The following is a 9,255-nucleotide window of genomic DNA, read 5'->3' on the forward strand; positions in this document are numbered from 1 at the left end:
CTCCGCTCGAAGTCAGACTCCACAGATGGAACCGCTCTACTCCGAAGTGGCCCTAATCAACGGCGTCCCCACTGGCGCCGTCATCGGAGTGGCGTACGGCGACGTGAGCGGACTGGAGTGGACCGGGCCGCTCCCCTCGGCCTGGGCCACCCCTCCGGTCCTTGAGAGCGAGTTCGAACGGTACTGGCAGCGGTTCTACCCGGGACTCCCTGTCGATGCCACACAGCGCGCGCTGACGCTGTTCTCGTCGCCGTCGCTGGTTTCGCTCGCAGAAGCGGCCGTCAGCGCTTTGGGTGCGCGGCAGGTGAGGTCCGACGTGGCCTCCCGCCATCAAGAGGCGGCTAGCGATCTCCTTCGGACCGCCGAGGCGGGCCTCCGAGAGGCCGTCCAGGCCCACGCGTCGCTCCTCGACCACCTCCGCCGCTCCCTATACGCCATCGCTGAGCTAGGCGATGGGGTTAACGGCTGGGCCCTCCTCGAATGCTGGCAGCGTGCGCTCGGACTCTACATCGTCGGGTTCGAAAGCCCTAGACGGAGCGTCATGGCCCAAGCCGCCTACGACAAGTCAGAGCCCTACGAAGCGACCGCTCGCCGGTTGATGGCCTCGACCGCCGACGTGCCCGACAGCCCGCCCGGTCCGAAGAACACGGTCGGCGTCGTCTTCCACCTTCTCCGCTCCCGAGACGAGTCCGTCGCGAGGGGCGAGCGGGCATTGGCCGACGTGGTCATCGCCCACAAGCTCCAGTCTGACTCCTGGGGCGGTCGGAAGTGGTCCGAGGTCGAACCCGTAGACCTCCTCCCCTACCCCTTCGACGTGTTGAGCCTGCCCAGTCGGGAGGAGGGGACGAGAGAGGCCGACCGGGAATCGGTCGTGGCGGGCCTGCTGGCGACGACCCTTCTCCACCACGGGCTCTACGGGCCGGGCGCGCTCCCATGGGACCTCGTGGTCGGTGTTGCCGACGGCGGACCAGGCCTGTCGTTCAGGTCGGTCCGAGCCGGTCGAGACATCGAGGGCTACGCCCCCACGGACCCCGTCTCTTGTTCGAGGGCGTTGGGTCCGTACAGTCTCACCCGTGGGCTGGAACTGGAAGAGTTGTCGGCAGGCGACCTGTTCGACCAGATGTCCGAGTCGTGGTCGGGCGTGATGCGGGATGCGACTGGGGACTCGTTGAGGAAGCTCTGGTCGGGCGCGGTGAAGTCGGGGCGGCTCGACATCCCGATGGCCCACCTGCGCCTCCACCATAGAGCAGCAGCAGAGGCGCTGGGGCTGCCCCCACCAGCGGCCGACCTCTACGATACCCGGTCCTTCCGGTACGCGTCGAGCGCGGCACGCTTCGTCTTCGCCGCGCAGGCCGTCGCACGGTGGGCCCGGACAGCAGGTGCCGACGACCAGACGGGGGGTCCCGGAGCGAGACTCCCCCAGTGACAGGCCAGAGGTTCTCTCAAACAGGGAGAAACCGTCGCGGTTGCGAAAACAGATCTGGAGGGGGCTGATCGGGTCTGAGAGGCCCTATTCGCTCCCAGTGATGAGCCCGAACGACCGCGACCTCCTCGCACAGACCTTCGCCGTAATGCTCGACCAGCTCGCCGACGAGCTGGCCCCGAAGGTCGCCTCGCGCCTTCCGTCCGCGACCGGCACGGCGACACGTACGGCACCCCTCCCCGACGTGCCGGAGCGCGAGTTCCTCGTCCAGCGAGAGGCGGCCGAGTGGACAGGAATCTCGGTCTCGGGTCTCCGCCGGGCTCGGAAGAACGGCCTCCCGTGGACGATGGCGCTCGGGCAGGTGACCTACCGCCTCTCAGACCTCCGCGATCTGATGAACGGGCGCTACAACGACTGATACCCGACGGCCCTGGCATCCAGCTGGGGGCTCGTCCCTCCGGTGCCCTTCCCTTCTCAATCCACCTTCTCAGTCCATGCAACACCAGACGACGGTCTCCCCCTGGATCCAGTCCCACCTGCTCGGTACGCGCCGACAGCTAACGGTGATCGACCACGCCACAGCCGGCCTGGGTGACGACACCAAACGACTCCTCCTCCACGTCATCGCCTCCACCGTAGGAAAGCTCCGCGTGCCACGGCGCAACGGCGTCTCCGAACACCCAGAGTTGGACATCCCGACGATCCCGATCTGTGCCACCTTCATCGATTGGCATTTCCCGCACGCGCTCTGGAAGATCCTCGTTGAGCGCGGCCACCTCGCCTTCGTGGGCCATGACCGGCGGGCCCAATTGTCGCGGGAGATGCAAGTGACGGAGGCGCTCCTCACCGAGATCATGGACGCCGGCCCCCGAGTGGGAGACGTCGAGTCCGGCACGCTCGTCAACCTGTTCACGGGCGTCCCCTCGGAGCGGCGTGTCCGGTCGAATCTGTCAGATCGAACGTGGGGTCGTTCTCCCAGGCTTGCCGTGGAAGCCGCCCACTCGATCCGCAGGTCCCCGTTCAACCCCGCAGCCGTTGAGCGCCACTTGGAGGCGCTGAGGACCGCCTGCAGCACGGCCGTGACGGAAGGGGACCGGCTCGTCGCCCGGATGCGGCTGTGGACGGACCAGGCCTGCTACTGGACCGTTCTGGGTCAGGCCCCCCGGCTCACCGATGAGTTGGGCTCGCTCGCGGGCGAACCGATCTGGGAGTACACGCCCGCCTACTCGGTCCAACGGTTCGGCCGGCTCACCGAACGCGGGGGTGGGCTCCAGTCCTGCAGCGGGCGGATGAAGGCGGCAGCACGGGAGGGCGTCGCGGACTGGCGGAACTACGATCTGTCGGACTCCCAGGCCCGGCTCCTCGTCGTGCTCATGGAACGCGCGGGAATCGAGCCGGTCGCGCTCCGCCAGTACCTCTCGGACGGGTCAAAGGAGGCCTACGCCGAACGGTGCGGCCTGAGCGTGCGGGCGTGGAAGAAGGCGCTGTACGCGGTCCTGATGGGTGCGCGTGTCCCGACCCCAACCGGGCTCGCGCATTCGTCAGGAAGCTTGGCGAAAGTCATCCGGCAGGACGTGGGCGGCGACGCCCTTCTGGACACCTACGGCCGGTTCTTGGTGGAAGTCGAGCCTCTCGCAAGCGAAGCTTCGCGCTGGCACGACCACCTCGTCGACAAGTGGTCAAAGTCCGAAGGGTTCTACATGGCGGTCCACAAGAAGACCTACGTCCGGAACGCCGTAGGGAGCACGGCCGCACTCGAACTCCTTGCCCAGAACCGAGAACGTCACCTCCTCGCGTCAAGGCTCGCTGCGTTCTTGCTCCAGGGCCTGGAGGCGTCGTTCGTCCACCGGCTCGCCATCCTCGGTGCCTCCTACGGGTTCGAGCCCGTCAGCCACGAGCACGACGGCCTCGTGACCATCGGTGAGATCCCACGCGCAGCCGTGGAAGAGGCCCGGGGCTTGGCAGGGCTCCCGCCTGGCGCCGTCATCGTCGGGGAGAAACCGTTTGTCTAAGGATCATTTTAAACCCATTTTAGCCATGGCAACTCTATCTGCCAGACTAAAGGGCCCCTCTCCTGCCTTCCTTTTTTTAGAGGATCTAAAATCAGAAAGTATCACTTTGTAAGACAATGACTTAAGCCCTACCATTAACAATCTTGTATAAGTAAATCCAAGGTCGAACGCACGAATTCATCAGCGCCGACATCGAGCGCGCGTGAGAGCCTGTACAGGGTCGAGATCGCGGCATGGTTGATCCCAAGCTCGGGTTTCGCAACGAAGCTCCGACCGCCTCCGCTCTGTCATCTCAGGTCGGGTCCTCCGAGAGGAGAGGATGGGGGGCATTCACGCTCTCGTCTGGCGATTCACGGACGAGACCGGTGCCGTATGCGAGTTGGAGGTCAACATTGGCTCGGTCACGCAGTCTTGCCGGCTACTGGGTGACTGTAGAGGAGGCTGGTCTCGCTGAACAGTGGTGTCTCCCGTGTGGACCGTGGGTCGAGGGCAAGCCGGGCTAGAGACCCGACGAGCGGCCAGGGTCTACACTTCGGTGGCCGTCTGGAGAGGAAGGGCACGGGGTGGGGAATACTCGCCCCACCGAGCGACCGATCTTGTCACAATCGGCGATTCTGACCTCTATTGATAGGGGGCAAAAAAGGATGTCGGGGTCCAGACCCTGACATTTCCGAGAGGCGTGTGCCGAAGAGGGGGCGCAATCGGTGCCGCGATCCGGAGACCATAGGCGTGAAGCGGATCCCCTGCTTCCCTGTCACTCCTCCTCACTGCACGCCATGTCCTCCGACACCCCAGACACCGGGCCTCCCCCCATCCACCCTGACGGCGACGGCCTCCGCCGACTCGCCGCGCTCGTCGCCGAGGCCGCCCTTGCGGTCTTCGCCTTCGTTCGCACACTAAAACGCCACCGCTGATCGCTCTCGCAAGGACAGCCTGACCCGAGCACAAGATCAGGTTTAAAAGCTGTCTCATCTGACACACGAAAAGAAAGAGTCGTTCTGCCAACTACGGCAGGGCGACTCTTTCCGTATCCCCCTTGCACGAACACATCCATGGAACTCTCCCGCTTCAACCAACTCCGCGACACCGCCGCCCGCGTCCAGCACCGGGACATCGGCGCCATCGCGGCCAACCAGGTCATCGACGGGCTCCCCGTCATCAACCGCACCAAAACGATGATCTCGCCCTTCGCCGAGATCGTCAAGACGCCGACGCACTCTGAGAACTCCGGCCAGCACACGGGCTACGCCATCGAGATCGAGGACGACGCGGCCCCCCACGGCTACCGTCACCTCGGCAACGTCTCCGAGCGCTACTTGCTCATGACGAACGCCGAGGTGTACGACCTCGCGCAAGAGGTGGCCGAGGGCTCGGGCCTCCCGTGGCAGCCCGGCCGGGCCTTCTGGGACGGCGGCAAGTTCGCCGTCGTGCTCGACTTCGGCGACGAGGTCAGCCAGGACGTATCGGCTTCCGGCGACGGTTCCGACCCCGTGGGCCTGAGCCTCGTGTTCCGGACATCGTACGACACGACATGGAGGTTCGAGGCCGCTCTCATGGGAAGGCGATTCGCTTGTGATAATGGCCTCCTATCGGGCGAGTTCTTCGGCCGCGTGAGCTTCAAGCACACGACGGGGTCGGCCTCGGACGACTGGCAGGGCGTGGTTCGTCAGGGCCTCAAGCTCGTCCACCGGGCGCCCCACGACCTCGCCGTGTTCGTCCGGGCGCTCCGCCGCCTACGGGAGGCGCAGACCTCGGACAAGCGGCTTCGAGAGGTGCTGTCGCTCTTCCCGCAGTTCGGCGATTCGCTCGTTGGGAAGGTGATGCGCCGGTACGCTGAGCACGAGGAGGCCACCCTCTTCGGGCTCATGCAGGCCGGGACGAACGTGCTGTGGCACGACCCCAAGCAATCGGCCGCCTCGTGGGCGCACAACGACGCGCTCGTGTCCGGGCTCGTCCAGTACGCCCAGGACCGGCTGAACTAGACGCAGACCCCGATCACCAACCGAGGGGGGCTGGCAGCGATGCCAGTCCCCTTCTCGCTGTTCCCTTCTCGCTGTTATGGACAACCTTGAACACGCGGCTGAGGCGCTATGGTCGGACCTGTCAGCCGCCGCGCTTCAGCCAATCGAACTCTCCGAGATCGTGGACCTGTTCGCCGTGGTTACGCGCGGCGCGGAATCGCCGGAGGTGGCCAGCCGCCTCGGGGACGCCCACGCGGTCGTGGACCTGGCAGGGTCGGTCGTTGCGGGCCGCCGGACGCTCTCCCCGGAGCGATCAGCTCTCGTCGTGGTCGTCGCGGCCTACCTGTGCAGCCCGTCGCTATCGGAGCGATGGTTCGGGTACTCGGTCGAAGTCAGTGAGACGGCCCTGATCAGAGCTCGTGCGCTCGCAGAGTTCGGCACCGACCTCGGCGGCGACCTCGGCTAGCCAGCAGGTGCAAGTCTGGCAGGAAGGGAACGGCGTTATCGCCTGCCCCTTCCTGTTTTTGCCCCCGAACGTTTCTGGCCGCTCGAACGGGCGCAGACCGTGAGAGCTCATTCGTGGCCGTGGGAACCCGCTTTCAGCTTTCGACGTCCGCGTTCCCGCGGACGTCGGAGGTCTCCGAAAGGGGATCTTGGAACCCCCGGCCCAGCGAGTAGAGGTTGCGGATTCCGTCGTGGTCGCAGGCCACCTCGCCCCGCTTCTCGAGGCGCCCGAGGGTCGTTCGGAGGGTCGTCTGCTTGATCGTGCGGCCATCGGAAGTCTTCACGGCTTTCAGCAGGGCTTTCACGCTGAACGACTCCCCTGGCGACTCGTTGAGGAAGCGGAGGACGGCCTCTTCTCGCGCGGCGTCGTCCCTGATAACTCCGGCGGCCCCGTCGGCGGCGGGACGGGAGCCGGACGGAGGGCGCTTCACGACCCCGTTGCCCGTCCACTCGACGATCATGTCCGCGTTCTCCGTCATCCGACCTCGCACCTGCATATGGCGTAGTCCGTTCGCCCCTTCGACGACCGAGTAGACCACGACGTGGTCAGCCTCCCCGGCGAACGCATGAGACCCGGACCCGGCGGCGGACACGGACAACGTCCGCCCCTGGGCCCCGCGCTTCGTCGTGTGCCGGACGAGGACGACGGCCACGCCTCCCTCGCAGAGCCGCCCCCGGACCTTCGCGAAAAGGCGGCGGACGGACGGGGCCGACGCCATCCGCCCACCTAGCTTCGCGACGGCTGCGAGCGTGTCAATCACGACGAGCCGGGCACCCGTCTCACGAACGATCCTGTAGACGTCGAGGAGGACTTCGTCGAAGCGGAGGTCCCAGTGGTCCTCCACTGTCAACGCGATCACGTCTTGCGTCATCCATCCCATCCGGTCGAGGGTCCCACGAAGCGAGGGTTCGGACTGCTCGGAGACGTAGACGACGGGCCCCTTGACAGTCGGCTCGCCGAGAAAGTCCCGTCCCTCCGCGACCGCACGGGCGGCCTCGAGCGCCAGCGTGGTCTTGCCAGCTTTGGGCTCGCCGATCAGGTCTGTCACGGTCCCCGACGCCGCCAGCCCAGGAACCACCCACTCGACAGGATCCCCCTCTGCGATCTCGAGCAGGCTCTTCCCTCGGCGTTTCTCGGGCCGGGCCTTCTCAGATGGGAGGACGTGGGGAGACTCGTGCCGGACACGCCCTCTCTCAGCTTTGGCGAGCAAAAAGTGCTCCAGGGAGCCCCCTCCACCGTGTCCCCCGACCTTCTGCAAGAACTCTGCGGACTCAAGGTGGGGGGCCTCAATGACCTTGCTGAACAGACCTTTCAGGAGGCTGGCGCCCTCCGGACTCAACTTGGCCGTAGTGTCGGCGACGATGAGCACGACCTCCGGTTCATCGAAGGGTGTGAGGACCCCTAGGTCGAGGAGCGAGCGGAGCGCGTCAGCAGAGCAGAGCGTGCGCGCTGGGCTCTCGAACGCGCACGCCCGGATCCCGAGGCTGTCGAGCACGACGGCGGTGACCGGAGAGCGGACGGCCACGACGAGACGTCCTGTCCAGTTGAGGGGGGCGGTCGGGAACGGGGTCGGGAGGTCTGCGAGTCCCACCCCACGGTTGGCTTCAACTGTAGACCGAGAGAACAGGACCGGGCCGTGCCCCTCCCAGGGCGGCTCTACTTGAAGCGCGATGCCCCGGACGGAAAGGAGAGTCCCTCGGGAATCGACAGCCGGGACGAGGAGGACCTCAGGGTGGAACGGGTCCGACGAGTCGACGCGCCAGTCCAACGCCCCTGGGAGGGGACGCCCTCCAACTTGGCCGGTTTGCGGCGGCTGGATGGTGAGGAGAAAGTCTTCGAGCTCAGACCCACCTTCCATGGGGTCAGAGTATCCTCCCGAGCTCCGGGACAGGTGTTTGTAGCGCCAGACGAGGTTGACGGCCCTTGGGAGATCGCCGAAATCGAAACCGGAGTATTCCATCGTTCAGAGACGAGAAAGGTTCAGGGACGAGAAACGCACGGGATCGAACGACCTGCACGGACCACCGTTCTCCGACGCACGCTGTCCCCAATGGGTGTCTCGTGGGTGTGACCCGCTCCAGGCTTCCCAGACACCGGGCATAGGGTACGCAGCGAGGCAGAGCGCCTGCTGCTCGTGATGCAGATGTAGGCGTCCCCGTTTTCCGGCCCACCCAAAACTAGAAAGCGGGGTTCAGGACAGGGCGGCCACCGAGGTCCGGTAGCCGAGGGATTTGTGAGGGCGGTGATGGTTGTAGTCGTGCTGACAGTCAAGGGCCTTCCGACGGACCTCGTCGAGGGTCCGGAAGATGTAGGCGTCGAGGAGCTCGCGGCGAACGCTCCCGTTCAGCCGCTCGATGTAGGCGTTCTGCGGCGGCTCGCCGTGCTGGATGTAGGCCAGCGTGACGCCGCGATCCTGGCACCACGCGTCGAGCCGGTGGCTGATGAACTCCGGCCCTTAGTCGACGCGGATCATCCCCGGTAGCCCTCGGCTCTCTTCGAGTTGCTCCAGGACGCGGGTCACCCGCAGGGACGGGAACGACGTGTCGACCTCGATCCACGTGTCGACCTCAATCCATAGGACTTGCCGGTTGAAGTCGTCGATGACGTTGAAGAGCCGGGACGGGCGGCCGTCCCAGAGGGTGTCGCGCATGAAGTGGGGACAGGCCCCGGCAGGCTCCACACCTCGTTCGGGGCCTCCGGCGTGAAGAGCCGCTTCTTCGCCCGGCGCCGGATGTTGAGCCTCATGGCCGTGTAGACCCGGCGGACCCGCTTGTGATTCCACGCGTGGCCGGCCAGGCGGAGCCGGTGGTACGACTGCCAGAACCCGATCGAAGGGTGGGCCTCGACGAGCGCTGAGAGCGCCTCGGTGACCGGCCCGTCGGCATTCGGGCGGCGCACGTAGCGGTACGTGCTCCGGGGGAGGCCGACGGCCTCGCAGCCTCGACGGACGCTGACCCCGTGCTCGGTGTGCATCTCGTTCACGATGGCGCGTTTCGCGTCGGGGCTCAGGCTTTTATTGCGACGGCCTCCTTCAGCGCCTCGTGGACCAGGGAGAGGTCGGCGTACATCCGCTTGGGGCGAGCGTTCTCCACCTCGAGATCCTTCATGCGACGGAGCATGCTGGCGCCCATGCCGCCGTACTTGGCCTTCCAGGCTTAGAACGTCGGCTCGCTGATGCCAAGGTCGCGGCAGATGTCGCGGGCCTTCTCGCCCTGCTCCTGGCGGCGGAGCGCGGCGACGATCTGGGTCTCACTGAAACGGGACTTCCTCATGCTCGAAAAGTAGGCTGGGCCTCTACTTCCGAGTGGGCGGAGAATGGGGACGCCTACATTAGCTTCGCTCACCGATCATCTT

10 protein-coding genes and 1 pseudogene are annotated in these 9,255 nt (G+C 66.0%); 6 read left to right on the forward strand and 5 right to left on the reverse strand.

Annotated features, from left to right (window positions below; translation table 11 throughout):
* Window positions 1–25: 25 nt before the first annotated feature.
* The 6 genes from B1759_RS16575 (at window position 26) to B1759_RS16595 (ending at window position 5,862) form a co-directional block, all read left to right on the forward strand.
* Window positions 26–1,426, forward strand: a complete 1,401-nt coding sequence (locus B1759_RS16575; RefSeq protein ID WP_095516202.1) for a hypothetical protein — start codon at window positions 26–28, stop codon at window positions 1,424–1,426.
* A 100-nt stretch (window positions 1,427–1,526) separates the two neighbouring features.
* Window positions 1,527–1,841: a hypothetical protein gene (locus B1759_RS16580; protein ID WP_095516203.1), complete on the forward strand. Its 315-nt coding sequence runs from the start codon at window positions 1,527–1,529 to the stop codon at window positions 1,839–1,841.
* A 76-nt stretch (window positions 1,842–1,917) separates the two neighbouring features.
* Window positions 1,918–3,435, forward strand: coding sequence for a hypothetical protein (locus B1759_RS16585; RefSeq protein ID WP_095516204.1), 1,518 nt, complete (start codon window positions 1,918–1,920; stop codon window positions 3,433–3,435).
* Window positions 3,436–4,211: 776 nt separating this feature from the next.
* Complete coding sequence (locus B1759_RS19860; RefSeq protein WP_158225321.1) at window positions 4,212–4,349, forward strand: hypothetical protein; 138 nt, start codon at window positions 4,212–4,214, stop codon at window positions 4,347–4,349.
* 138 nt (window positions 4,350–4,487) lie between these two features.
* Window positions 4,488–5,417: a DUF932 domain-containing protein gene (locus B1759_RS16590; RefSeq protein ID WP_095516205.1), complete on the forward strand. Its 930-nt coding sequence runs from the start codon at window positions 4,488–4,490 to the stop codon at window positions 5,415–5,417.
* Between the two features lie 76 nt (window positions 5,418–5,493).
* A complete protein-coding gene (locus B1759_RS16595) occupies window positions 5,494–5,862 on the forward strand; it encodes a hypothetical protein (protein ID WP_095516206.1) in 369 nt (122 codons plus the stop codon).
* A 133-nt stretch (window positions 5,863–5,995) separates the two neighbouring features.
* On the opposite strand, the gene B1759_RS16600 is transcribed toward B1759_RS16595, so the two are convergent.
* From B1759_RS16600 to B1759_RS16615, 5 genes and pseudogenes are all read right to left on the reverse strand, one after another.
* On the reverse strand, window positions 5,996–7,426 hold the full coding sequence (locus B1759_RS16600) for an AAA family ATPase (RefSeq protein ID WP_158225322.1): 1,431 nt from the start codon (window positions 7,424–7,426) through the stop codon (window positions 5,996–5,998).
* Window positions 7,427–8,092: 666 nt separating this feature from the next.
* Window positions 8,093–8,344, reverse strand: a complete 252-nt coding sequence (locus B1759_RS20565; protein WP_095516303.1) for an integrase core domain-containing protein — start codon at window positions 8,342–8,344, stop codon at window positions 8,093–8,095.
* A 12-nt stretch (window positions 8,345–8,356) separates the two neighbouring features.
* Window positions 8,357–8,551, reverse strand: a complete 195-nt coding sequence (locus B1759_RS16610; RefSeq protein WP_095516208.1) for a hypothetical protein — start codon at window positions 8,549–8,551, stop codon at window positions 8,357–8,359.
* 74 nt (window positions 8,552–8,625) lie between these two features.
* Window positions 8,626–8,874: pseudogene (locus B1759_RS20570) on the reverse strand (IS3 family transposase); the annotation flags it as partial.
* Between the two features lie 182 nt (window positions 8,875–9,056).
* Window positions 9,057–9,173 carry a transposase gene (locus B1759_RS16615; RefSeq protein WP_095516209.1) on the reverse strand — a complete coding sequence of 39 codons (117 nt, stop codon included), beginning with the start codon at window positions 9,171–9,173 and terminating at the stop codon, window positions 9,057–9,059.
* Window positions 9,174–9,255: the final 82 nt, after the last annotated feature.

It is taken from the genome of Rubrivirga sp. SAORIC476, from assembly GCF_002283555.1.
In the GTDB taxonomy this organism is placed as follows: Bacteria; Bacteroidota; Rhodothermia; order Rhodothermales; family Rubricoccaceae; genus Rubrivirga.

Excerpts from the sequence above, each read along its gene's own strand:
- B1759_RS16575 (WP_095516202.1), top strand. The coding sequence starts at position 26 with ATGGAACCGCTCTACTCCGAAGTGGCCCTAATCAACGGCGTCCCCACT.
- B1759_RS16580 (WP_095516203.1), top strand. The coding sequence starts at position 1,527 with ATGAGCCCGAACGACCGCGACCTCCTCGCACAGACCTTCGCCGTAATG.
- B1759_RS16585 (WP_095516204.1), top strand. The coding sequence starts at position 1,918 with ATGCAACACCAGACGACGGTCTCCCCCTGGATCCAGTCCCACCTGCTC.
- B1759_RS19860 (WP_158225321.1), top strand. The coding sequence starts at position 4,212 with ATGTCCTCCGACACCCCAGACACCGGGCCTCCCCCCATCCACCCTGAC.
- B1759_RS16590 (WP_095516205.1), top strand. The coding sequence starts at position 4,488 with ATGGAACTCTCCCGCTTCAACCAACTCCGCGACACCGCCGCCCGCGTC.
- B1759_RS16595 (WP_095516206.1), top strand. The coding sequence starts at position 5,494 with ATGGACAACCTTGAACACGCGGCTGAGGCGCTATGGTCGGACCTGTCA.
- B1759_RS16610 (WP_095516208.1), bottom strand. The coding sequence starts at position 8,551 with ATGCGCGACACCCTCTGGGACGGCCGCCCGTCCCGGCTCTTCAACGTC.
- B1759_RS16615 (WP_095516209.1), bottom strand. The coding sequence starts at position 9,173 with ATGAGGAAGTCCCGTTTCAGTGAGACCCAGATCGTCGCCGCGCTCCGC.